Here is a 24,080-nt window from a genome sequence, read left to right as displayed (position 1 = left end):
TCTTTTTTAGAGACTATTATCATTTATCCATTCATCAACCTGATCTGCCCACCGTTGCATCATTTCTTTTCGTTGTTCGGCATATTCCGCTTTATTGTAAACAGCACGCACGCCTTGTTGCTCATGTGCTAAACTCTTCTCAATCCAATCACTATTAAAGCCCATCTCGTGTAAAAGCGTTGAGCCTGTACGTCTTAAATCATGGACCGTAAATTCATCAATGCGCTGTTCGTCCTTATTGATAAATTTAATACAGTTAGCAATCACGCGGTTTAATGAACTATTTGCTATTGGCTGTCTGCGATTAATCCTACCTGGCAAAAGATACGGTGAGCCTTCCGAATAAATTTGAAATGCAATAATTAAATCAAGTGCCTGTTCTGACAAATACACATTGTGCGCACGTTTGGCTTTCATGCGCTCGGCTGGGATCGTCCACACTTTATTTTTGAAGTCCACTTCATTCCATGTAGCATTAACCAATTCGCCTTTACGAACCATGGTGAGCAAGATAAATTTCACTGCTTTTTTCAACGCAAAATCCGACTGTGTTTCTTCAAGTGTATTAAAGAAGAGTTTTATTTCCCTTGGAGTTAGAACGCGTTCCCGCTTTTTGAATGTAGCAATAGATGAATTTGCTATTTCGTCCGCAGGATTTGCGAACTTATGGCCGCGCTGAATCGCATAGCGGTAAACGTTAGCAATTAAATCACGCACAAAAATTGCTGTAGATGGCGCACCACGTTCTTTAATTTTTTCACAGTGACTACGAATTTCATCTGCTGTGATTTCTGTCATTAAGCGGTTACCAAATGTATCTTTAATATCTCGTTCATAAGTTGCTACACGTAAAGCTTTTGTGCTATCAGCTAACTGAACATCGGCAAGATACTTTTCAGCAAATACGCAAAAGCGATCTGCATTGCGAATTTTATTACGTTCTGCACGTTTTTCAGTGGCGGGGGATATTCCTTCGCTTACTTGCTTGCGGGCGATCATTAAACGCTCACGGGCTTCTGCAAGATTTATACCGTCAGCACCATATTTACCGATGGTTAGCGTTTCCCGTCTGCCGTTGATTCGGTAGTCATAGCGAAAGGTTATAGTGCCGGCGGTGGAGACGGACACATAAAGCCCGTCACGGTCTGCCACTTTATAAACTTTGTCTTTAGGTTTAAGAGATTTGATTTTTGTATCTGTTAGCATTTTACGTCACTTTTACCGTCATGAATTTGACGGTATTTTCGATCTTTTTTCTGACGAGCTCAAGGTTTTACCGTCAAATTTACCGATAGAAAAACAAACTACTACGAAATACAATGAAATAAGATGAAATAGAAAAGCCCTGTATTTACAGGGCTTAAGGCTATTTTTGAAATGATATGTTATTTTATGAAAAGCAGGTTTTTTATTCCCACTCAATCGTTGCTGGTGGCTTGCCGCTAATGTCATATACGACGCGGGAAATGCCGTTCACTTCGTTGATGATACGGTTGGAAACTTTGCCGAGTAAATCATAAGGCAAATGTGCCCAATGTGCGGTCATAAAATCAATTGTTTCTACGGCACGCAAGGAAATCACCCAGTCATATTTACGTCCGTCTCCCATCACGCCGACAGATTTCACCGGCAGGAACACGCTGAAGGCTTGGCTGGTTTTTTCATACCAACCGCTGTTGCGTAATTCTTCGATAAAGATGGCATCGGCACGGCGTAATAAATCGCAGTATTCTTTTTTCACTTCACCGAGTACACGCACGCCTAAACCCGGGCCAGGGAATGGGTGACGGTTGATCATTTCAGCCGGTAAACCTAAGGCTAGACCGATTTTACGCACTTCGTCTTTGAACAATTCACGCAACGGTTCGACTAAGCCAAGTTTCATATAATCCGGCAAGCCACCTACGTTGTGGTGGGATTTAATCACGTGTGCTTTGCCTGTTTTGCTCGCAGCAGACTCGATAACGTCAGGGTAAATGGTGCCCTGTGCCAACCATTTTACTTTTGTTAGTTTTTTCGACTCATCATCGAATACGTCCACGAATACTTTACCGATAATTTTACGTTTCGCTTCAGGATCAGATACGCTGGCAAGTTCGCCTAAAAAACGGCTTTCTGCATCTACACGGGTGATGTTCAAACCGAATTTATTGCCGAACATTTCCATGACTTGATCGCCTTCGTTTAAACGCAATAAACCGTTATCGACAAACACGCAATGTAAGTTTTTGCCGATGGCGCGATGTAGTAACAACGCGACTACAGAAGAGTCCACGCCGCCGGATAAACCTAAAATCACTTCGTCATCGCCTACTTGCTCTTTAATGCGGGCAACGGCGTCTTCAATGATGTTTTCGGCGGTCCATTTGGTTTCGCAACCGCAAATGTTTACCACGAAATTGGTTAGTAATTCCAAGCCTTTTTTAGTGTGGGTAACTTCCGGGTGGAATTGCACACCGTAGAAATGACGGCTTTCATCAGACATTGCGGCAATCGGACAAGTTGGTGTTGTACCGGTCACTTGGAAGTTTTGTGGCAAGCGGGTGACTTTATCACCATGGCTCATCCACACATCCAATTTGTTATCGCTGTCATTGAGATCGGCGAAAAGTGCGGTGGTATTTTCCATTAAAACGGAAGCATAGCCGAACTCGCGGTGATCAGAGGTTTCTGTTAAACCGCCAAGTTGCATTGCCATGGTTTGCATGCCGTAGCAAATACCTAACACCGGCACACCCGCGTTAAAAACGTATTCCGGGGCACGTGGGCTGTTTTCTTCCGTGGTGCTTTCTGGACCGCCGGAAAGAATAATCCCGGTTGGGTTGAAATCACGGATTTGTTGTTCAGTCACATCCCACGCCCAAAGTTCGCAATAAACACCGATTTCACGTACACGACGGGCGATAAGTTGGGTATATTGGGAACCAAAGTCGAGGATGAGGATTTTATGATTGTGGATGTTGGTCATAGTTTTCTCTAACAATTTCTATGTATGCTGGGATAGATTGAATTTCGGTCGCACTGTCATGACAATAAATTTGTATTGTATCGCGCGCCCAAACTGTGGCGCATTCTACCATTTCCCCTATCTAACGTAAACGATTGCAGCGTTTTGTGGCATAAAGTGCGGTCGTTTTTTTATTTGTTTTTTAACGATCCCAAATAAATTGCGACTAAGGTTAAAAAGGCGCCGAGCCATTGCCATGCGTTGATGGGTTTGTGTAATAAAAATGCGTCGATAACGAGTGCAGCGACAGGTTCGGAAAGTAACAATAATCCGGTTAAGCCTAGACTGAGCAAAGGGATTGTGTAGGCAATCATGCCCCAGGCGATGCATTGCATAACAACGCCGTAGATCAGAATTAAACCGATGTCTGTGAGAGTCATTGGATAAAGGGAGTCGCCGTTGAATATCAGTGCCGGTAGAATTAATGCGGAGGCACCGCTAATACTGATAAGCCACATGAGCGGAAAAATAGAAATTGGTTCAATGCTGTGAGCTTGGCGAATCGATGCCATAGATGCGGCGAGGCAGGCGCCGGAAAGTAATCCGATAAGGATACCGTAGCTCGCTTCGATGTTATTTTGTAATTCGGGGCTAGCAATGAGTATTACACCAACAGTCGCGATAAGCAGGCTTACAAGCTGTAATTTACTTTGGTGTTCTTTAAAAAATAGCCAACCAATAAATGCTAAAAAGAAGATTTGTAAGCTGTTTAATAGGGTGGAAATACCCGGTCCGACAGCGTAAATGCTTTCATGCCAAAAGGCTAAATCAAATGCGAGAAATACGCCTGAAGCGATTGCCCAAAATAAAGCTTTAGGTTGTTTTGGCAAGGGGTTGCGATAAAGCTTCATTAAAACCCAAAAAACTCCTGATGCAATTAGCAACCGCCAAAAGGCGATAGCATAGGCTCCAACGGGAACAAATTTAACGATAAGGCTACCGAGTCCAAATAAGATACAGCCGATAACCAACATGGTGGCGGCAAAACGATTTGATTGCATAGATGTTATAACTGATTAAAAAGAATAAGGGGCGAGATTATAACAAAAGTGCGGTGGATTTTTTCTGCGTTTTAAAACGCGTTGAAAACCGACCGCACTTTATGTCGTATTAAACGGCTGGAATGAAGAATTCAGTGGCGATGATGACGCAAATAAAGCCGACGATCATTGGCACAGACATACGTTTTACGATTTCAAATGGTGAAATTTTTGCCATGCCGGATACGGCAACTACAACGCCGGAGACCGGTGATAAACCACGACCTAGGTTAGACGCTTGTAACATCGGGATGGTTAAGTAAGCCGGGTTAGCGCCCATTTGAGTGGCAAGTTTCGGAATTAATTCGGCAAACGCGTAGAAGGCTGCGTTGCCGGAACCTGTTGCCATCGTTGCCAAAATCGTAATGACGGCGAGTACCAACATCATGATAAGTCCACTGCCACCAAATGCTTGGGCAGAATCAATGAGGTTCGTAATAAAGCCGATTGTACTTAAGCTTTGTGCAAAGACACCGGCGGCTACCAATAACATCACCACGCCGGCAAAGGCATCTGCCATACCACGATAAGCAACGATTAGGTTATCGAAGGTTTTTTTCGCGCTGAAATTACGGGCAAAGTCAATTATCGCCGTGATGATGAAACAAAGAATGATAATGGTGACAATGTGTAATTTTGGTAAGCCCCATTGGCCGTCGAAGAGCAATACGCCGATAATTGGCAGTAAAGGTAAAATTGCATAGAAGGTTGGCACATCGGTTTTGATGTCGGCTACATCTAATGTGGTGGTTACCACGCCTTCTTTGCGATCTAAATAACGTTGCCAAAAGAAATGCGCAATGGCGATACCGCAAATGGCAAAGAGGGAAACCGGCAAGCTGGTAGAAAAGGCAAATTCGCTCAGTGGAATTTTAGAGATTTCCGCAGACAACACCACATCACCGGAGGTCGGGGATAAAATGATGGAAATCGGTGAGGCGCAGATTGCCGCCGCCGCGCCGCGGGAAATACCCACGTTGACCATCACAGGGAACAACGTCGCCATTAATAGCACGCCTAAGCCTGTTGCTGAAGACACAGCAAAAGACATTAAGCAAGCGAGAAAGTAAGCAAAGATCATTAAAACGTAAGGGGAACGTACATTTTTGAGTGGTTTGGAAACAAGTTTCACCACCATATCGTTTGCGCCTAAATGCGTCATGTAAGCGGAGAAACCGCATAACACCATGATCATTAACCCTAAGCCGCCGCTACGGTTAGACAGCAAGTATTTTACATACTCAATAATGTCTAAATAGGTTGAACCTGTGCTTTTTACATTTTCAGGCAAAATGGAATGCCCCATTAGCACGGAAAGTAGTAACAACACCAAACCGCCGAACATTAACACGCCCGTGGCGGAATAGCCTTTTACGATGTAATACGCAACGAGCACGATTGCTATTAGACCGATAATTAAATCCATAATATCTCCTTAGGTTGTATTTTATAGATGCCTGAATGTAGCGAAAAATTAAAGCCGTTGTAAACGGCTTTAATTTGAAATTTTGAGGTTGATCATAAAAAGTGCGGTGTTTTTTACAGGTGTTTTTCTTACACCGCCTTTTCTTGCGATCCTTTTTATTTTTCGCTTAAGTAAATGCTTTTATCTTGCGCATCTCTTGGCAAGATTAAGTTTAATACCACAGCCGTAATCCCTCCAGCCGCAATGGCATTGCGGAAAACATCCGGCAGCATTTTGAACACTTCCGGCTCAAAAGCGACTCCTAAGCCCACGCCGACCGCTGTGGCCGCGATAACCGCTTCACGGCGATTGATTCCGTGAGTCATGATGATACGCACACCGGCGATGGCGATTAAGCCGAACATTAATACCATTGCGCCACCGAGTACCGGGCTTGGAATTGTGGTGAAAGCGCGACCTACAATTGGGAATAAACCAAATAAGACTAAAATGGCCGCGATAAATTTGCCAACATGACGGGAAGCCACGCCGGTCATTTGAATGACGCCGTTATTTTGTGCAAAGGTGGTGAGCGGTAAAGAACCTAAAGCAGTGGCAATCACAGACACCAAGCCATCGGCAAACACGCCGCCGCGTAAACGTTGGCGGAATTCTTCACCTTCATAAGGTTGACCGGAAACCATTGCTGTTGCCGTTAAGTCGCCCACCGCTTCAAAAACACTTAATAAATAGATGATGGCGGCGACCCAAAATGCTGACCAGTCAAAAGCAAAACCATACTTAAATGGCACCGGAATGGTAAAGATGTCCACGTCTTTTAATGGAGAAAAATCGACCATGCCTAAGCATAACGCAACGATATAGCCTGCGATTAAGCCGACGGCAATACCGCTCATGCGTAAAAACGGATTGCGCATGCAGTTAAAAATTAACACAACAACCAGCACTAAACCCGCTAAACCGATGTTTTGTAGTGAGCCAAAGGCTTCTGTTCCTTTGGCACCGAAACCACCGCCAAAATCGGTAATGCCGATATCGATCAAACTTAAACCGATGAGCAATACGACGACACCGCTTACAGTTGGGGTAATGACACGTTTTAAATAAGGCAAAATCCAAGCCGCACCACAAACTAAAAAAGCACCGACGAAAGAAATACCAAGCAAGGTTGAAATCATAGTGTGTTCGTCAATGCCATTGTCTTTCATGCTTAAACCCACCGCAATCATGACGCTGACAAAAGAGAAATTGACCGATTGAATGGAAAGCATGCCGGAGCCAATAAAACCGAAACGATGTACTTGAATATAGGTACCGATACCGGATGCCACCATGGCCATGGACACTAAGTAGGCAGTCATGTGTACCGGTAAATTGAGCGCGCCCCCGACAATCAGGGCAGGGGTAACCATCGGCACAAAAATGGCTAATAAATGGGTAATTGCACTAATTAGTGCGTTGAAAAAGGGCGGTTTATCTTCGAGACGATAGACTAAATCCGCTTCCTCTGTTTGGTGTTGAGCGTGTTCCATAAAATGATCCTTAGATACGCTGGGGTTAGGAGAATAAGAGGGCGGTATTTTAGTGAATTTTATGATGCTGCGCAAACGATTGCTTTTATGTTGAGAAAAAATATTTTATGTTTATTAAAAAGGAGTAGAAGAGAAAATAAAAAGTGCGGTCGATTTTCAAAACGTTTTTTAAATCGACCGCACTTCTTGTTAAAAATGAAACCCAATTAGCTCATACGATAGTTCGGGGCTTCTTTGGTGATGGTGACATCATGTACGTGGCTTTCTTGAATACCCGCGCCACTGATACGCACGAATTGTGCTTTTGTACGTAATTCATCAATGGTGGCGCAGCCGGTTAAGCCCATGCAAGAACGCAATCCGCCCATTTGTTGGTGAATAATTTCTTTGAGTAAACCTTTATAAGGAATACGGCCTTCAATGCCTTCTGGCACTAATTTGTCGGCAGCATTATCGGATTGGAAATAACGGTCGCTTGAGCCTTTCGCCATGGCACCAAGAGAGCCCATGCCGCGATAAGATTTGAACGCACGACCTTGATACAATTCAATTTCGCCCGGCGCTTCTTCTGTACCGGCAAACATAGAACCGACCATGACGCAGCTTGCACCTGCCGCAAGCGCTTTCGCAATGTCGCCGGAGTAACGGATACCGCCATCGGCAATGACCGGAATACCGCGATCTTTTAAGGCCTCAGCCGCATCAGAAATGGCGGTAATTTGTGGCACACCCACGCCGGTGACGATACGGGTGGTACAAATAGAGCCTGGGCCAATTCCCACTTTGACTGCGCTAGCACCTGCGTCTGCCAAGGCGAGCGCGCCTTCTGCAGTGGCGACGTTACCGGCAACAATCGGTAGATTCGGGTATTTTGCGCGTGTTTCACGTACACGTTGTAATACGCCTTCGGAGTGACCGTGAGAAGAGTCGATTAATAAGACATCGACGCCCGCTTTGACTAAGGCATCAATCCGTTCTTCGTTGCCTGGGCCTGCGCCAACCGCTGCGCCTACACGTAAACGGCCGAATTCGTCTTTACAGGCATTCGGTTTTTGTTCTGCTTTTTGATAGTCCTTTAAGGTAATCATGCCTTTTAATTTGAAGTTATCATCAACAATTAACACTTTCTCTACTCGATGTTCGTGCATTAATTGGAAAATCTCTTCACGTTTTGCCCCTTCTTTGGCGGTGACAAGGCGAGACTTCGGTGTCATGAAATCGGCAACGGTTTTGTTTAAATCTGAAATAAAGCGGGTATCACGACCGGTGATAATACCGACCAAATTACCTTCAGCATCGACAACCGGATAGCCGGCAAAGCCATTTTTCTGTGCAATGGCTTTTAATTCGCTGATGGTTAATGTTGGCGTTACCGTAATGGGATCGGAAACCACACCACTTTCAAATTTTTTCACTTTACGCACACGATCCACTTGGCGTTCAATGGACATATTTTTATGAATAAAGCCAATACCGCCTTCTTGTGCAAGGGAAATCGCCAATTTCGTTTCGGTTACCGTATCCATTGCAGCTGACAACATAGGAATGTTTAGGCGAATCGTTGAGGTTAATTGAGTAGAAAGGTTAGCTGTGTTAGGTAACACAGTGGAGTGAGCTGGAACAAGAAGAACATCGTCAAATGTGAGGGCTTCTTTTAAGATGCGTAATGCCATTGCAATATCTCTCTTTAAGTTAAAATGATGAAAAAATATTGCGAGCGGATTATACAGATCCATCCTGTCTTTGAAAAGAAAAAATGATAAAAAATTTGCGTTTTTAGCGTATGATAACCACCGTTTAAACGCTGAAAAACAGGAAAATTTATGGCGAAATTATTAGAATTACTGACAAGCGATGTAGAAAATTCGTTGGAAAATTTGACCGCACTTTTAGCTTGCAGCAAAGAGGAATTATTCGCAGAAGTGCGCCAGATGGAGCAACAAGGACTGTATTTTACGTTAGAAAATGATCATCTTTATTTGATCCCCAAATTACCTTTATTAAATGAAAAACGTCTGGCGGAGGCGTTAAAGCCTTATCATGTGGTGGTTAAACCGGTCATTTCTTCAACCAATCAATATTTATTAGAGAATGTTGCTCACCTTCAAAAAGGGGCCCTTTGCTTGGCTGAATATCAAACCGCCGGGCGTGGCCGTCGTGGGCGGCAATGGATTTCGCCTTTTGCCGGGCAAATTATCATGAGTTTTTACTGGCAATTAGATCCTCGTAAACCTTTAGATGGGTTGAGTACCGTGATTGGCTTGGCGATTGTGCAGGCGTTAGTTGAATTGGACATGTACGGATTTCAAGTCAAATGGCCGAATGATATTTTGGTCAATGAGCGAAAACTTGCCGGTATTTTGGTGGAAATTGTTAATCGCCCTAACGGTAAACTCAATTTGGTTGTTGGCATTGGCATGAATGTTTCTCTTGGACAAGAAAAACAAATCGATCAACCCTGGGCAGAGTTGGCGGAATTTTTCCCACATATTGATCGTGAGAGACTGATTATACAAATGGTCAATACTATTTATCGTTATTTAGCGCGTTTTGAACAGCACGGCATTGATGCGGAAATGCAACAACAGTGGCTGGAATATGATGCCTATTTAGGCACAGAAGTGAATGTGATAAGCGAAAAAAACACCATTTCAGGTATTGAACAGGGGATTAATGCACAAGGTCATTTATGTCTCATGACAGAAAAGGGTGTGCAATATTTTAATGCAGGCGAAGTTTCGTTACGGAAAAAGTAAAACTTTCGAGAAAAAAATGCGTCTAATCTTGTGAGTAATCGTGAAGATATTACTTGTTTAACTTATAACTCATGAGGTTACATATGAAAGAGACAGTTAAATTTTTAGGTATTGTGACACTAGCAGTAGCATTAAGTGCTTGTAGTAATTTAAGTAAAACCCAGAAAAACACGGCTATCGGTGCGGCGGTAGGCGGGGTTGCCGGTAACATGATTGGTGGCTCAACCGGAGCAACACTAGGTGGCGCGGCATTAGGTGGCTTAATCGGAAGCCAGGTGGGCAAATAATTTAATTCACTCAGGTTTAGCAAGTTAAAGTACGGTCGGAAATAGGTTGGTTTTCGACCGCACTTTACTATCTAGACTATCTAGGAGCAGTTAAAAAATAATCAATTAAAAAATATTTTTCAAAAAATTGAAAAAAAGGGGTTGCAAGGGTTGAATAAATGCCTATAATACGCCCCCACAACGACGCGCCGTTGTAAAGCATAAAACTGCGCGTCGTTTTTTGTTCTTTAACAATCAATCAGACAAACTGTGTGGGCACTTGAAGATTCGTTTTTATTATTAAGAATTTTAAAATTGAACTGAATAGTGCTACGAAAATTCGTTTATTTATATAGATGATTAATTAAGTCAGCAGTATTGAGCGATTAAACTTTTTGAACTGAAGAGTTTGATCATGGCTCAGATTGAACGCTGGCGGCAGGCTTAACACATGCAAGTCGAACGGTAACAGGAGAGAGCTTGCTTTCTTGCTGACGAGTGGCGGACGGGTGAGTAATGCTTGGGAATCTGGCTTATGGAGGGGGATAACGACGGGAAACTGTCGCTAATACCGCGTAGAGTCGAGAGACGAAAGTGCGGGACCGCAAGGCCGCATGCCATAGGATGAGCCCAAGTGGGATTAGGTAGTTGGTGGGGTAATGGCCTACCAAGCCGACGATCTCTAGCTGGTCTGAGAGGATGACCAGCCACACCGGGACTGAGACACGGCCCGGACTCCTACGGGAGGCAGCAGTGGGGAATATTGCGCAATGGGGGCAACCCTGACGCAGCCATGCCGCGTGAATGAAGAAGGCCTTCGGGTTGTAAAGTTCTTTCGGTGACGAGGAAGGCGTGATGTTTAATAGGCATCACGATTGACGTTAATCACAGAAGAAGCACCGGCTAACTCCGTGCCAGCAGCCGCGGTAATACGGAGGGTGCGAGCGTTAATCGGAATAACTGGGCGTAAAGGGCACGCAGGCGGCTATTTAAGTGAGGTGTGAAATCCCCGGGCTTAACCTGGGAATTGCATTTCAGACTGGGTAGCTAGAGTACTTTAGGGAGGGGTAGAATTCCACGTGTAGCGGTGAAATGCGTAGAGATGTGGAGGAATACCGAAGGCGAAGGCAGCCCCTTGGGAATGTACTGACGCTCATGTGCGAAAGCGTGGGGAGCAAACAGGATTAGATACCCTGGTAGTCCACGCTGTAAACGCTGTCGATTTGGGGATTGGGCCTTGAGCTTGGTGCCCGAAGCTAACGTGATAAATCGACCGCCTGGGGAGTACGGCCGCAAGGTTAAAACTCAAATGAATTGACGGGGGCCCGCACAAGCGGTGGAGCATGTGGTTTAATTCGATGCAACGCGAAGAACCTTACCTACTCTTGACATCCATGGAATCTTGTAGAGATATGAGAGTGCCTTCGGGAACCATGAGACAGGTGCTGCATGGCTGTCGTCAGCTCGTGTTGTGAAATGTTGGGTTAAGTCCCGCAACGAGCGCAACCCTTATCCTTTGTTGCCAGCGATTCGGTCGGGAACTCAAAGGAGACTGCCGGTGATAAACCGGAGGAAGGTGGGGATGACGTCAAGTCATCATGGCCCTTACGAGTAGGGCTACACACGTGCTACAATGGCGTATACAGAGGGCGACGAAGCCGCGAGGTGGAGTGAATCTCACAAAGTACGTCTAAGTCCGGATTGGAGTCTGCAACTCGACTCCATGAAGTCGGAATCGCTAGTAATCGCGAATCAGAATGTCGCGGTGAATACGTTCCCGGGCCTTGTACACACCGCCCGTCACACCATGGGAGTGGGTTGTACCAGAAGTAGATAGCTTAACCTTCGGGAGGGCGTTTACCACGGTATGATTCATGACTGGGGTGAAGTCGTAACAAGGTAACCGTAGGGGAACCTGCGGTTGGATCACCTCCTTACCAAAGATAGAATCGACTTTAAGTGTTCACACAGTTTGTTTGATGGTTGTAGACAAGGAAAGAACAAAATATCGAAGACAAAATCCTATTGGGTCTGTAGCTCAGGTGGTTAGAGCGCACCCCTGATAAGGGTGAGGTCGGTGGTTCAAGTCCACTCAGACCCACCACTTAGACTGGTGAGTTTGGTAGATTGGTTTTGTAACATTAACTAATCTTGAACATATCAAACCGCTATGTGTGAGTGAAAGCCAAGGGATGTGATTGGGGATATAGCTCAGCTGGGAGAGCGCCTGCCTTGCACGCAGGAGGTCAGCGGTTCGATCCCGCTTATCTCCACCAATATCGTCATAGTTAAGTTTATTGAAGTATATTTTTTATCATTTTATTTGATGGTATTAAATATTGCGTTGTGTTAGTTAAAATGAATTTAACTATGATGATAGTAAGTAGCTAATTGACTTACTTACATTGTTTTATCTGTTCTTTAAAAATCTGGAAACAAGCTGAAAACGAGACTTTCAAGAAAGTCTGAGTGAGAGTGATTGATAAAAGGCGATTACTCTTAATTAACTGTTATTAATCGTAGTTGAAGTGTTTGAGGCTTATTGTTTAATGTTATTTAAATAATAAGGTAAGAATACTTGAGGTTGTATGGTTAAGTGACAAAGCGTACAAGGTGGATGCCTTGGCAATCAGAGGCGAAGAAGGACGTGCTAATCTGCGAAAAGCTTGGATGAGTCGATAAGAGGCGTTTAATCCAAGATGTCCGAATGGGGAAACCCAGTGGGTGAAGAACCCACTATCATTATCTGAATCCATAGGATAATGAGGCGAACCGGGAGAACTGAAACATCTAAGTACCCCGAGGAAAAGAAATCAACCGAGATTTTGTGAGTAGCGGCGAGCGAAAGCGAAGGAGCCTGTTAGTGATAGCGGAAGTATTAGAGGAATTGGCTGGGAAGCCAAATCGTAGAGGGTGATAATCCCGTACTCGAAAATACTTTTGTGGTACTGAGCTAACGACAAGTAGGGCGGGACACGTGATATCCTGTTTGAAGATGGGGGGACCATCCTCCAAGGCTAAATACTCCTGATTGACCGATAGTGAACCAGTACTGTGAAGGAAAGGCGAAAAGAACCCCGGTGAGGGGAGTGAAATAGAACCTGAAACCTTGTACGTACAAGCAGTGGGAGCCCGCAAGGGTGACTGCGTACCTTTTGTATAATGGGTCAGCGACTTATATTTTGTAGCGAGGTTAACCGAATAGGGGAGCCGAAGGGAAACCGAGTCTTAACTGGGCGAATAGTTGCAAGGTATAGACCCGAAACCCGGTGATCTAGCCATGGGCAGGTTGAAGGTTGGGTAACACTAACTGGAGGACCGAACCGACTAATGTTGAAAAATTAGCGGATGACTTGTGGCTGGGGGTGAAAGGCCAATCAAACCGGGAGATAGCTGGTTCTCCCCGAAATCTATTTAGGTAGAGCCTTGAGCGGACACCTTCGGGGGTAGAGCACTGTTTCGGCTAGGGGGCCATCCCGGCTTACCAACCCGATGCAAACTACGAATACCGAAGAGTGATACTCAGGAGACACACGGCGGGTGCTAACGTCCGTCGTGGAGAGGGAAACAACCCAGACCGCCAGCTAAGGTCCCAAAGTCTATATTAAGTGGGAAACGAAGTGGGAAGGCTTAGACAGCTAGGATGTTGGCTTAGAAGCAGCCATCATTTAAAGAAAGCGTAATAGCTCACTAGTCGAGTCGGCCTGCGCGGAAGATGTAACGGGGCTCAAATATAGCACCGAAGCTGCGGCATCAGACGTAAGTCTGTTGGGTAGGGGAGCGTTGTGTAAGCGGATGAAGGTTCATCGAGAGGTGGGCTTGACGTATCACAAGTGCGAATGCTGACATAAGTAACGATAAAACGGGTGAAAAACCCGTTCGCCGGAAGACCAAGGGTTCCTGTCCAACGTTAATCGGGGCAGGGTGAGTCGGCCCCTAAGGCGAGGCTGAAAAGCGTAGTCGATGGGAAACGGGTTAATATTCCCGTACTTGGATAAACTGCGATGTGGGGACGGAGCAGGTTAGGTTAGCGTGCTGTTGGATATGCACGTTTAAGTTTGTAGGTGGGAAGTTTAGGCAAATCCGGACTTCCTTAACACTGAGAGATGATGACGAGGCTCTACGGAGCTGAAGTAACTGATACCACACTTCCAGGAAAAGCCACTAAGCTTCAGGTTTATCTAAACCGTACTGAAAACCGACACAGGTGGTCAGGTAGAGAATACTCAGGCGCTTGAGAGAACTCGGGTGAAGGAACTAGGCAAAATAGCACCGTAACTTCGGGAGAAGGTGCGCCGGCGTAGATTGTAGTCCCTTGCGGGCGAAGGTTGAACCGGTCGAAGATACCAGCTGGCTGCAACTGTTTATTAAAAACACAGCACTCTGCAAACACGAAAGTGGACGTATAGGGTGTGATGCCTGCCCGGTGCTGGAAGGTTAATTGATGGTGTAATCGAAAGAGAAGCTCCTGATCGAAGCCCCAGTAAACGGCGGCCGTAACTATAACGGTCCTAAGGTAGCGAAATTCCTTGTCGGGTAAGTTCCGACCTGCACGAATGGCATAATGATGGCCAGGCTGTCTCCACCCGAGACTCAGTGAAATTGAAATCGCCGTGAAGATGCGGTGTACCCGCGGCTAGACGGAAAGACCCCGTGAACCTTTACTATAGCTTGACACTGAACATTGAATTTTGATGTGTAGGATAGGTGGGAGACTTTGAAGTAGTCACGCCAGTGATTATGGAGTCGTCCTTGAAATACCACCCTTTAACGTTTGATGTTCTAACGAAGATTGCGAAACGCGGTCTCGGACAGTGTCTGGTGGGTAGTTTGACTGGGGCGGTCTCCTCCCAAAGAGTAACGGAGGAGCACGAAGGTTTGCTAATCACGGTCGGACATCGTGAGGTTAGTGCAATGGTATAAGCAAGCTTAACTGCGAGACAGACAAGTCGAGCAGGTACGAAAGTAGGTCATAGTGATCCGGTGGTTCTGCATGGAAGGGCCATCGCTCAACGGATAAAAGGTACTCCGGGGATAACAGGCTGATACCGCCCAAGAGTTCATATCGACGGCGGTGTTTGGCACCTCGATGTCGGCTCATCACATCCTGGGGCTGAAGTAGGTCCCAAGGGTATGGCTGTTCGCCATTTAAAGTGGTACGCGAGCTGGGTTTAGAACGTCGTGAGACAGTTCGGTCCCTATCTGCCGTGGGCGTTGGAGAATTGATTGGGGCTGCTCCTAGTACGAGAGGACCGGAGTGGACGCATCACTGGTGTTCCAGTTGTCTCGCCAGAGGCATTGCTGGGTAGCTACATGCGGAAGAGATAAGTGCTGAAAGCATCTAAGCACGAAACTTGCCAAGAGATGAGTTCTCCCTGTCTTTAAGACAGTAAGGGTTGTTTAAGACTAAGACGTAGATAGGTGCGGTGTGTAAGTGTAGTGATACATTGAGCTAACGCATACTAATTGCCCGAGAGGCTTAGCCATACAACGCTCAAGTGTTTTTGGGGAGACCTGGAGCATGGAGCGAAGTAGAGTAGCAGTTAAGAGAAAGACGCAAAGAGAGAGTTGAGAGAAGGCTTGTTTTTAGATTAAGAAGACGTGAATAAGATAAGAGAGAAATCATAAAGAATATTGGCGGCGATAGTGCGGTGGGCCCACCTGACTCCATACCGAACTCAGAAGTGAAACGCCGTAATGCCGATGGTAGTGTGGGGCATCCCCATGTGAGAGTAGGTCACCGCCAAGCCTGATAGGAACCCCTGATGTGAGAGCATCGGGGGTTTTTGCTTTGAGGGGCATAGGAATTTAGTCGTATAAGAAAAGAATAGAAGAAAACTGACAATAAACTATAAATGGCTGAGATAAACCATAAGAAAAACCACACTGAGATTTTTTATCTAAAGTGCGGTTTTTTTATAAGTTGTTTGGAGCTTAGGATATTAAGAAACCATACTATTGTTTAAGCGTTTGGATATAGCTTGCAACATCTTGCATATCTTGGTCACTCAGCCCTTCTTTCACGTGATTGCCAGCACCATAAATTTTTCCGCTTTTGCGATCTTGAAGTGAGCTAACAATTTTTTCTTGACTGAACGTATTAATAATTTGGGATTGTCCCATCGCTGATTTTTCAGCTTGTTTTCCGTGACAGAGTGCACATGAGCGGTTAAAAATTTTTTTGCCGTGTTCAATGTCGCCTTCCGCTTGAACGGCAGAAACGGCACTGAGTGCTATAAGAGGAAGAATAGCGTAGTAAATTTTCATAATTTTCCTTGATTTATTTTCGTTGGGGTAAAGAGTTGTTGTAAATCCTTTTCGGATAACAAACCTTCAAATTTATATATCAGTTTGCCGTTTGGGTCAACCACGAAAGAGGTTGGCGTGCCGACAAGTTGGTAGCGTTCGGCGGTGATTTTCATTTGATCTTTAAATACCGGCAAGGTGAGTTGTCGTTTGATGATAATCGCTTGTGTGTCGGCCTTTTCGCCGTCGATATTCATGGCGACCAGTTGCACTTGGTTCGGGTATTTTTCTGCCCATTGTTGCAAGGTTTTTAATTCCGTAATGCAGGCACCGCAGGTTTCTGACCAGAAATTGATGAGCACAGTTTTGCCCTGCCAGTTGCTTAACGAGGCTTTATTGCCTTGTAGATCGAAGGCGGCAATTTCCGGGGCAGATTGGCCGATTTGCGCGGATTCCTCTTTGCAGGAAACACTGAAAAAAACGACCGCACTTATACCGAGAAAACGAAGAAAATTAACCCGCATTTTTTTCCTCACGCAATAATTTGCCGTGTTGCAAGTAAATAATGCGGTTGGTGAGTTTGCCTAAGTCCGGGTTATGGGTCACCATGACAATCGTACGCCCTTGTCGGTTTAATTCCGTGAGTAAATTCAATACCAAATTTTCATTTGTTTCATCGAGGTTGCCGGTCGGTTCGTCGGCAAAAATAACCGGCGGCTGGTTCACTAAGGCGCGCGCAATGCACACCCGTTGTTGTTCCCCGCCCGAAAGTTGGCTTGGGCGGTGATTCATGCGATGCGCCAAACCCACTTGATCTAATACGGCTTTGGCGGCGGCTTCATCTACTACGCTGTGGTAATGTTGCGCCAGCATCACGTTTTCAAGCGCGGTTAAATAAGGGATGAGGTGAAATTGTTGGAACACTAAACCGATTTTTTCCGCGCGGAAACGTTGTCTGCCCGTTTCGTCCAGTTGTGCGGCATCCACACCGTCTAAAATCACTTTGCCTTCGGTTGCGGTATCCAAGCCGGTGAGAATGTTCATTAATGTGGTTTTACCTGAACCGGAGGCACCCATGATAGAGACGAATTCACCTTCGGCAATTTGAATATTAATGTCTTCAAGTGCGGTCACTTGGCCGAATCTTTTATATAAATGCTGTGTTTCAATGACTGGTTTAGCCATGTTATTCCCCTTTCAATACGTTGGCGGTTTGAATCTCTAAAGCGCGGCGGGTCGGTACGATAACTGCGATAAACGCCACTAATAAGGATAAAGTAATGGTAATCGGGAGCACCGGCAGGCGCATATCAATATAGGCTTTGAATACGGTTAAGCCGAGCACCTGTGCTAATAGATAGCCGATGATTAAGCCGCATACAATGGCGCAAAGGGCGATAATCAAGGTTTCTGCGCCGATTTGTTTAATGATGTCTCGGCTTTTCGCACCGAGAGCTTTTTGCAACGCAAATTCTTTCGCTCGTTCGCCCACAATGGCGATTAAGGTGGTGTTCACGCAAAGGGTAGCTAAAATCAAAATTACCACAGAAATCAACCCCATCAAGCCTTTGATTTTATCTAAAATTTGCCCTTCGGAGGCGGAGACTTTGCGGATCGGATGAATGTCTAAATCGGGATATTGTTGTTGTAACTGTTGGGCGAATTGATCCACTTGGCCTTGATCGTTTTTGACGTTTAACAATACGTTAGTCGCCAAGTTTTCTTTTTCTAACCAGTTTTGTGCAAAATCGAGGCTCACGATCAACATATTGTCGGTGGCATCGCCTGCTTCTACGATAGCTTTAATATTGAACTGGTGTTTATCTACGGAATTGAGGCTTAACGTGAGTTTATCGCCCACGTTTAAATTGAGCCGTTCCGCGAGAGTTTTACCGATCATGGCGTTGCGCTCATCGAAATTCACTCCGATAGGAGTGCCTGTGATTTGCCAATAAGGTGCAAGGGTTTTCATGTCTTCAAACCACACGCCCATCATCACGATTTTTTCCAAATCACTACGTGTCACGCCATATAAATAGGGGCTTGCGGCCGTGATTAAGCCTTTCGGTGCTTGGTCAAGGATCTGTTGCACTTGATCCACTTTGATTAAATTGCCGTTGCTGGGGCCAATATAAAAATTAGCGCCGAAGGTACGCAGTTCTTGGCTCATTTTGGTGTTGATGTCGAAGTACACCGCCGCCATTGCCGTCACAATGCTTGCGCCCACAGTAAGCGCGGCAAAAATGATGAATACCCGTTGCAAGCGCAGGCGTAAGGCGCGTAACACCAAGCGCCAAAACATGTTGATAGGTTTATTGTCTGCCATAAAGTACCTCGATAGGATAAAGACGGGCAATACGGTGTGCCGGGAACCAAGCACCGATCACGGCGATCAAGACGGAAAGTACCAGTACGCAAGGGATAACTATCCAGGCGAAACTGAGCGGTGCGCCAAATAACGTGGCACCGATAAAACGAGCTAACCCCCAACCGGCAATGCAACCTAAGATGCCACCGATTAACCCGCTGATGATAGCTTCGCAATAAAACAGCAAGACGATTTGCCATTGATAGGCGCCGAGCGCTTTCATTAAACCGATTTCTTTGCTGCGTTCGATAATGGTTGTGGTCATTAATGAAGCAATACCCATGGCGGCGGCAATCAGTGCGGCAAGGGTGACGACAGCGAGTAATAATTGAATTTTCTCAATGACGACGCCTTCGGAAGCCGCGACTTGCCAAATAGGGCGAACAATCGCGCCGGAAATTGCTTCTTCCAATTGATGGGAAATAGAGGAAACGTAGGCCGTGCAATACCAACGGTCATATTCCTCGGCGGCCAAACCGTCCACATTGGCGCGCGCTTTGCGGGATAAATCATTTTCCGGCACGGTGAGCGCGGAGACTTTAATCGCCTGTACCTTGCCTTCTAATCCAAGTAAATTTTGCACCGCACTTAACGGCAAAATCAGTTGTTGTTCTTCTGTGCCGCCGGTTTTAACAATGCCTTTTACGATAGCGGTCATGTGTTGTTGCGGTGCGTGTTCTTCCGTCTGATAACTTAAGGTAATCACATCACCGATTTTCCATTGCTGTTGTTTGGCAAGCTGGGCACCGAGTAGGGCAGGAATTTGTTCACCGAAATCATCAGTAGCATCATCCACCCATTCGCCTTCTACTTGCCAATAAGGACTGATGATTTTTTGCCCTGTGTGGTAATCCTCTTCATCCGGCACAGGAATATTATGATCAAAAAACGTCCCGAGGATGCTCACATCGTTTTTTGCGCCGTTAGCCACGCTGGCTTTTACCTGTGTGCTCAGTAAGGGCGCGAACCCCACAATGTTGTTGCGCCAGAAAATGTCTTTCACATTCGGCAGTTCTTTTTCATCTAAAAAATCTTGCGTAGCGAGGGAGCTACGGCCGCTGACATCATCCGGCAAAACGGCACTGCTAGCCGGTTCTACCAAAATATTGGCACCGTAAGATTTCAATTCTTTTGCCATTTTGTCACCAATGTCGATGGACACGGCGAGCAAGGCGGAAATCAAACCGGCAGCGAGGAAAATGGTGACAATGGCAAGAAACTTACGTTTTAAACCATAACGCCAAGACTGAAATAACATTCGCGCTAACATGATTATTTTTCCTCCTTGGCGGTTGAGGCTTCATCGGTTTTGTTTAAATAGGCCTCAGGATTATCACGGAACAGTTCTAAGTTCTTTTCATCAGTAAAGAAATAGGTTTTGCCTTCATGGCTGTATTTGTGTTCCGTTTTAGTGTTGGTCAATTTCTTACCATTGACGGGATCCACCACTTCAATTTCAATGATCGTACTGAAATAGTTTAAGCCTTCTTCCAAGTTTTTCTTGTTGATGACTACTTCTGTATCTGTTTGTTTCCAATCATCGATTGGCACAGGATTGCAACCGCCCGGTTTACCGATGGAAGGGGTAAACATACGGACGCCACAACCTACGCAGACCACTTGGTTGCCTTCCATTACATAACCTTGGTCGCCGCATAAAATGCAGGCATCGAATACGGCGGCAAGACTGAGTTTGTCGGGCAGACGATTAATAATGAAGAAACGTACCGCTTTGCCATCGTCGGCAACCCAAAGAAAACGGTGTAATTTGCCGTCTTTTACTTGTTCGATTGGGATGTGTACGTTGTTTTCCCCATCTAAGGTGACTCTTTGCGCTTCCGAAAGTTGTGGCGGCTGGGACGCAATTCTGTCCCAATAAAGTTGGGAAACAAGGATGATAGCGGTTGCGACTAAACCGTAAGCAATAATTTTGCCGGAGGTGCGTTTGGCGGCAATGGCTTTGCGTTTTTCAATCGGGTCTTGTTCTTGCTTAACTTGATGAAGGCGTGGCAAGTGTGTTTTGAAAGCAAATAGGCACACAATAAATGCCAATACCGCGACGTTAATATAATTCAAATAGATGGAAATATTGCCTGATTTTGCCGCAAAACTTAACCGCACTTTTGTGAGATCTATCACTTGAAGCTTCATTAAAATCAACAAGATATCGCCCATTAATGGGGTTATTAATAGCAGTGTGAAAAGGGAGGTTAAGAAAACAGAAAGTGCGGTCGTTTTTCCTGACGTTTTTTGTTGTTGAAATAAAATAAATAGCCAACCGGCGACAATAATGCAGAAAATAACGCCCAAAATGATCGCGCTGAATTGAAGTAAAAAGTCGGTGTTAATGACGTCTGTGCCGGTGATAGCCGCAATATTGGGATCTTTCGCCCACAAGTGTCCGGCAAGCATAGACAACATGATATGCCAAAAGGTATTGAGTTTTTGCCAATAGATAAATTGGCTGAAATAAGCAAACAATAAAATACACAATGCAATAATGGTAACAGAGAGTTTTGCACTTTGTGTTGCAGGTAAATTCAGCGAGACGAGGTTACCGATAAAAAATCCGAAAAGAGAAAGCCAAATGAGTTTTTTCGCATTGGCGTTCGGGTAATGTGCCCAACTGCAACTGAGCAAAATAGAAATAGGGAGTAGGGTTTGAATGAGGAAAACAAAAAAATAGTTCATAGCTTACTCCGAAAGGGTGAATGAATCATATCGCTTATTTTTGATCAGAGATTATGCTCTAGCATAAAAAAACACCTTGAGTGATTTCAAGGTGTTTTTATTGTTATTTTTAGTTAACACCTGAAAGGTTTATTTCAAACCGGTGAATTTGAATTCATAGTTAACATCAAACGGTTTCCACCAACGGCCAACACCGGTTTCTTCGTCAGTGTGACGGTGCATACCGGCTTTTGGTGGCGGGTCAATGTGATAGGTTAATTTATAGTTACCCACGCCCATCATTTTGATGTTTGCACCGTAGTGAGGACCGTCGCTGGCTACCATCGGCATGAAGGTGCCTTCTTGTTTTTCACCGGTGTCGCTGTTTACTAGGGTATATTGAATGGTTAAGTAAGGCATCCATTCACCTTCACCGAAACCGTTTTTGTTGCCTTTGGTGGCGTGAATATCCGCTTCTAAGTGAATATCGGATTTCGCTGCCGGCAAGCCCATGCCACGAGGTTCCATGTCAACCGGTTGCAAATACACGGCGGCAATTTCCATTTCGTTCATAGTTACCGGTTCACCGACAGGGAACTCTTTGAAGCCTAAGGCTGCCGGTGCGGTGATCATGCCTGCTAAAAGTGCGGTGGCGATTAATGTTTTTTTCATACTTAGTTTCTCCTTAACTGAATAAGTATAGCTTGTGCGACATTAAGCAGATTTTCTGCTTTGGTACTTCATATAAATGAATGCAAAAACAGCAGCCACCAACAAGACAGCCTGCGGAACCAATGTTTCTACATAAGGATAAATACCCAACCATGAGATTTCCGTGATGCCGGAAACCAAGGTTGGTTCAAATAATTTGCCTTCGATAAGTTCCAGTACGCTTTTACCGGCAAACACAAAGGCCATTAAATACATGAATGAACCGGTGAACATAAAGAACGGTTTGAGCGGAAGTTTCACCACGGTATAGCGCATGATGAAATAGCAAATGGCCAAAATCACAACGCCCACGGCAAAACCGGCAAAAAGATAGAAATAACTGACCGCACTTTGTGCATCGCCGGCGAGAGCATAGTAGAACAACACGGTTTCTGCGCCTTCACGATACACGGCAAGGAAACTGGTCAGCCACAGACCTACAAGAGAGCCGGTGGTGAGCGCGGTAGAGAGTTTGCCTTCCAAATAGCGTTTCCAGTTTTGCGCTTCCACTTTGGAGAGCAACCAATAGCTCATCATGAATAACATCACCACAGCAATTATCATTGTGAAACCTTCCAATAATTCTCGGCTGGCGCCGGAATTAGAGAAAATAAGTTGGAAGATCACGGCGGTAATAAGGCTACCGAGTAATGCCACATAGACGGATTGGCGAATAACAGGCAGTTTGTCCTGATGGTTGTTTTTTACTAAATATGCCACGATGGCAGCAACAATTAATAGCGCCTCCAAGCCTTCACGCAAGATGATTAATAAGCTGTATAAGAATATACTCCAGGCGGTTTGTTCTCCGCCCTGTAACATCTCTACAGCTTTACTTAAATCTTGGCTTAATCCTTGCGCTTGTTCTTGTAACTTTTCTTTCTCTGCGCCGGCTTTCATTAAGCTCACCAAACGGGTGAAATAGCCTTCTAATTGGGTTTTGAAATTGCTGTCGCGAGAACCGATTTTGTTCTCCATACCTGTGCTTTCAAAAATGTCAAAGTAGGTATCTTGCACCGCTAACATGGCTTTTTTAGCCTCGCCTTGCTCGTACAAGCCGATGGCTTGTTGAATGCCTGCGTTCACTTGTGCACTAACCTGCGACCAGTCTTTGTCCTGCGTGGTATCGGCAATAGTTTGATTGGCAGGCTGTTCCGCTTGTGTATCACGGGTGGTTGGTAAGTCAGGCAGTTGCTCTTCAACGTCTTGTAATAACGTCGTGATTTGATAACCGAAATTACTGATTTGATCCTGTTGTTCGCTCAGTTTGATTAAATCATAAAACTGTTGATTAAGATTGCCGGAAATGGCGGCGGAACGATTTTGGCGAATGGACATTTCCATTTCGGAGTTTTTATACCCATCGTATTGCGCTTGTTGCACCAGTTTTTTGGCGGTTGCGTAATCTTTCGCTTCATACGCCGTCATGGCTTGAGCTAATAAATCATCGATAGTTTTAAAGCTTTTTTGCCAATGCGGGGCGATAGTTTGGTTTTCATATACGCCATGTTGCGCGGAGGCGTTAAGTTGATGTCCCTCTTTTAAAGAAGGAAGCACTTCTTGCAATTCGGCTTTGAGACCTTCAATTTTAGCTTTAACTTGATCTTGTGGCAGACCGTCACCAATCATCTTGCGAATTTCGCCAAAGGTGGCTTCCATTTGATAGCTTTTTTGTGCAGAAAAGTTAATACGAATAGGGCCTTCAAGATTTTCAAATACTTCAAAATAGGCCATTTGGACTTCAGTTCGGGCGTCATCTATTTTATTTTCGGAATAAAGTGCGGTGGTTTTATCCAAGCGATTTTCAATGTCTTGTACCCATTGCTGATAGTTATCTTCTGCGTGGGTAAATGCTGAAAACAGAAGCATAAAACTAAAAAAAACAGATTGAGACCAACGGGAAAAACACATGCGCATCTCCTTGATTTATTGCATTTGCCTATAGATATAATTGAGAATTATTATCCTCTAATGAGATTTTAGTGCAAGTAAATTCTTGTTTGATCTCTGAGGTAGATCACAAAATGAGCATTTTTTATGGCGCATAAAAAAGGAAAG

Annotated in this window: 16 protein-coding genes, 2 tRNA genes and 3 rRNA genes; 7 read left to right on the top strand and 14 right to left on the bottom strand. The window is 45.0% G+C overall.

Going from position 1 to position 24,080, the window contains the following annotated elements; all coding sequences use genetic code 11:
• Window positions 1-6: 6 nt before the first annotated feature.
• The 6 genes from DQN58_RS08200 to guaB all read right to left on the bottom strand — a co-directional run bounded on the left by DQN58_RS08200 (window position 7) and on the right by guaB (window position 8,678).
• The gene (locus tag DQN58_RS08200) at window positions 7-1,206 is read right to left on the bottom strand and encodes a tyrosine-type recombinase/integrase (protein ID WP_006718580.1); all 1,200 of its coding nucleotides are present in this window, start codon (window positions 1,204-1,206) and stop codon (window positions 7-9) included.
• A 202-nt stretch (window positions 1,207-1,408) separates the two neighbouring features.
• Window positions 1,409-2,968: a glutamine-hydrolyzing GMP synthase gene (gene guaA, locus DQN58_RS08195; protein ID WP_006718577.1), complete on the bottom strand. Its 1,560-nt coding sequence runs from the start codon at window positions 2,966-2,968 to the stop codon at window positions 1,409-1,411.
• Between the two features lie 170 nt (window positions 2,969-3,138).
• On the bottom strand, window positions 3,139-4,008 hold the full coding sequence (locus tag DQN58_RS08190; protein WP_006718576.1) for a DMT family transporter: 870 nt from the start codon (window positions 4,006-4,008) through the stop codon (window positions 3,139-3,141).
• A gap of 109 nt (window positions 4,009-4,117) precedes the next feature.
• Window positions 4,118-5,473 (bottom strand): anaerobic C4-dicarboxylate transporter DcuC, encoded by a 1,356-nt coding sequence (gene dcuC / locus DQN58_RS08185; RefSeq protein ID WP_006718574.1) that lies wholly within the window; start codon window positions 5,471-5,473, stop codon window positions 4,118-4,120.
• 155 nt (window positions 5,474-5,628) lie between these two features.
• Window positions 5,629-7,005, bottom strand: coding sequence for a nucleobase:cation symporter-2 family protein (locus tag DQN58_RS08180; protein ID WP_006718572.1), 1,377 nt, complete (start codon window positions 7,003-7,005; stop codon window positions 5,629-5,631).
• 206 nt (window positions 7,006-7,211) lie between these two features.
• Window positions 7,212-8,678 (bottom strand): IMP dehydrogenase, encoded by a 1,467-nt coding sequence (gene guaB / locus DQN58_RS08170; protein WP_032997903.1) that lies wholly within the window; start codon window positions 8,676-8,678, stop codon window positions 7,212-7,214.
• A 150-nt stretch (window positions 8,679-8,828) separates the two neighbouring features.
• Between guaB and birA the strand changes: the two genes are divergently transcribed.
• The 7 genes from birA to rrf all read left to right on the top strand — a co-directional run bounded on the left by birA (window position 8,829) and on the right by rrf (window position 15,776).
• The gene (gene birA, locus DQN58_RS08165) at window positions 8,829-9,761 is read left to right on the top strand and encodes a bifunctional biotin--[acetyl-CoA-carboxylase] ligase/biotin operon repressor BirA (protein ID WP_006718569.1); all 933 of its coding nucleotides are present in this window, start codon (window positions 8,829-8,831) and stop codon (window positions 9,759-9,761) included.
• An 83-nt stretch (window positions 9,762-9,844) separates the two neighbouring features.
• Window positions 9,845-10,048, top strand: a complete 204-nt coding sequence (locus DQN58_RS08160; RefSeq protein ID WP_006718567.1) for a glycine zipper 2TM domain-containing protein — start codon at window positions 9,845-9,847, stop codon at window positions 10,046-10,048.
• A 376-nt stretch (window positions 10,049-10,424) separates the two neighbouring features.
• Window positions 10,425-11,964 (top strand): 16S ribosomal RNA (locus tag DQN58_RS08155).
• A gap of 90 nt (window positions 11,965-12,054) precedes the next feature.
• Window positions 12,055-12,131, top strand: a tRNA-Ile gene (locus DQN58_RS08150).
• 96 nt (window positions 12,132-12,227) lie between these two features.
• A tRNA-Ala gene (locus DQN58_RS08145) sits at window positions 12,228-12,303 on the top strand.
• Window positions 12,304-12,617: 314 nt separating this feature from the next.
• Window positions 12,618-15,514: ribosomal RNA gene (locus DQN58_RS08140) — 23S ribosomal RNA — on the top strand.
• A gap of 146 nt (window positions 15,515-15,660) precedes the next feature.
• Window positions 15,661-15,776: ribosomal RNA gene (gene rrf / locus DQN58_RS08135) — 5S ribosomal RNA — on the top strand.
• The 16S, 23S and 5S rRNA genes sit together here with 2 tRNA genes alongside, the layout of an rRNA operon.
• A gap of 206 nt (window positions 15,777-15,982) precedes the next feature.
• Here the strand turns inward: rrf and DQN58_RS08130 are convergent.
• From DQN58_RS08130 to DQN58_RS08095, 8 genes are all read right to left on the bottom strand, one after another.
• Window positions 15,983-16,294 (bottom strand): c-type cytochrome, encoded by a 312-nt coding sequence (locus DQN58_RS08130; RefSeq protein ID WP_006718565.1) that lies wholly within the window; start codon window positions 16,292-16,294, stop codon window positions 15,983-15,985.
• Entirely contained in the window at window positions 16,291-16,797 is a 507-nt protein-coding gene (locus DQN58_RS08125) for a TlpA family protein disulfide reductase (protein WP_006718563.1), read from the bottom strand. The genes DQN58_RS08130 and DQN58_RS08125 overlap by 4 nt, the downstream gene beginning before the upstream one ends.
• The gene (locus DQN58_RS08120; protein WP_006718561.1) at window positions 16,787-17,458 is read right to left on the bottom strand and encodes an ABC transporter ATP-binding protein; all 672 of its coding nucleotides are present in this window, start codon (window positions 17,456-17,458) and stop codon (window positions 16,787-16,789) included. Before DQN58_RS08120 ends, DQN58_RS08125 begins: the two co-directional genes overlap by 11 nt.
• 1 nt (window position 17,459) lies before the next feature.
• Window positions 17,460-18,599: an ABC transporter permease gene (locus tag DQN58_RS08115; RefSeq protein ID WP_006718560.1), complete on the bottom strand. Its 1,140-nt coding sequence runs from the start codon at window positions 18,597-18,599 to the stop codon at window positions 17,460-17,462.
• Complete coding sequence (locus DQN58_RS08110; RefSeq protein ID WP_006718559.1) at window positions 18,586-19,911, bottom strand: ABC transporter permease; 1,326 nt, start codon at window positions 19,909-19,911, stop codon at window positions 18,586-18,588. Before DQN58_RS08110 ends, DQN58_RS08115 begins: the two co-directional genes overlap by 14 nt.
• Window positions 19,912-19,913: 2 nt before the next feature.
• The gene (locus tag DQN58_RS08105; protein ID WP_006718558.1) at window positions 19,914-21,332 is read right to left on the bottom strand and encodes a Fe-S-containing protein; all 1,419 of its coding nucleotides are present in this window, start codon (window positions 21,330-21,332) and stop codon (window positions 19,914-19,916) included.
• A 129-nt stretch (window positions 21,333-21,461) separates the two neighbouring features.
• Entirely contained in the window at window positions 21,462-21,983 is a 522-nt protein-coding gene (locus tag DQN58_RS08100; protein WP_006718557.1) for an iron transporter, read from the bottom strand.
• A gap of 42 nt (window positions 21,984-22,025) precedes the next feature.
• Complete coding sequence (locus tag DQN58_RS08095; RefSeq protein WP_006718556.1) at window positions 22,026-23,933, bottom strand: FTR1 family iron permease; 1,908 nt, start codon at window positions 23,931-23,933, stop codon at window positions 22,026-22,028.
• Between the last annotated feature and the right edge of the window lie 147 nt (window positions 23,934-24,080).

Source organism: Aggregatibacter segnis ATCC 33393, from assembly GCF_900476035.1.
Taxonomy (GTDB): Bacteria; Pseudomonadota; Gammaproteobacteria; order Enterobacterales; family Pasteurellaceae; genus Aggregatibacter; species Aggregatibacter segnis.
This window is presented reverse-complemented; position numbering and strand designations above follow the sequence as displayed.

Excerpts from the sequence above, each read along its gene's own strand:
- birA (WP_006718569.1), top strand. The coding sequence starts at position 8,829 with ATGGCGAAATTATTAGAATTACTGACAAGCGATGTAGAAAATTCGTTG.
- DQN58_RS08100 (WP_006718557.1), bottom strand. The coding sequence starts at position 21,983 with ATGAAAAAAACATTAATCGCCACCGCACTTTTAGCAGGCATGATCACC.
- DQN58_RS08180 (WP_006718572.1), bottom strand. The coding sequence starts at position 7,005 with ATGGAACACGCTCAACACCAAACAGAGGAAGCGGATTTAGTCTATCGT.
- DQN58_RS08120 (WP_006718561.1), bottom strand. The coding sequence starts at position 17,458 with ATGGCTAAACCAGTCATTGAAACACAGCATTTATATAAAAGATTCGGC.
- guaA (WP_006718577.1), bottom strand. The coding sequence starts at position 2,968 with ATGACCAACATCCACAATCATAAAATCCTCATCCTCGACTTTGGTTCC.
- DQN58_RS08105 (WP_006718558.1), bottom strand. The coding sequence starts at position 21,332 with ATGAACTATTTTTTTGTTTTCCTCATTCAAACCCTACTCCCTATTTCT.
- DQN58_RS08190 (WP_006718576.1), bottom strand. The coding sequence starts at position 4,008 with ATGCAATCAAATCGTTTTGCCGCCACCATGTTGGTTATCGGCTGTATC.
- DQN58_RS08125 (WP_006718563.1), bottom strand. The coding sequence starts at position 16,797 with ATGCGGGTTAATTTTCTTCGTTTTCTCGGTATAAGTGCGGTCGTTTTT.
- DQN58_RS08095 (WP_006718556.1), bottom strand. The coding sequence starts at position 23,933 with ATGTGTTTTTCCCGTTGGTCTCAATCTGTTTTTTTTAGTTTTATGCTT.
- DQN58_RS08200 (WP_006718580.1), bottom strand. The coding sequence starts at position 1,206 with ATGCTAACAGATACAAAAATCAAATCTCTTAAACCTAAAGACAAAGTT.
- guaB (WP_032997903.1), bottom strand. The coding sequence starts at position 8,678 with ATGGCATTACGCATCTTAAAAGAAGCCCTCACATTTGACGATGTTCTT.
- DQN58_RS08130 (WP_006718565.1), bottom strand. The coding sequence starts at position 16,294 with ATGAAAATTTACTACGCTATTCTTCCTCTTATAGCACTCAGTGCCGTT.
- DQN58_RS08160 (WP_006718567.1), top strand. The coding sequence starts at position 9,845 with ATGAAAGAGACAGTTAAATTTTTAGGTATTGTGACACTAGCAGTAGCA.
- DQN58_RS08110 (WP_006718559.1), bottom strand. The coding sequence starts at position 19,911 with ATGTTAGCGCGAATGTTATTTCAGTCTTGGCGTTATGGTTTAAAACGT.
- dcuC (WP_006718574.1), bottom strand. The coding sequence starts at position 5,473 with ATGGATTTAATTATCGGTCTAATAGCAATCGTGCTCGTTGCGTATTAC.
- DQN58_RS08115 (WP_006718560.1), bottom strand. The coding sequence starts at position 18,599 with ATGGCAGACAATAAACCTATCAACATGTTTTGGCGCTTGGTGTTACGC.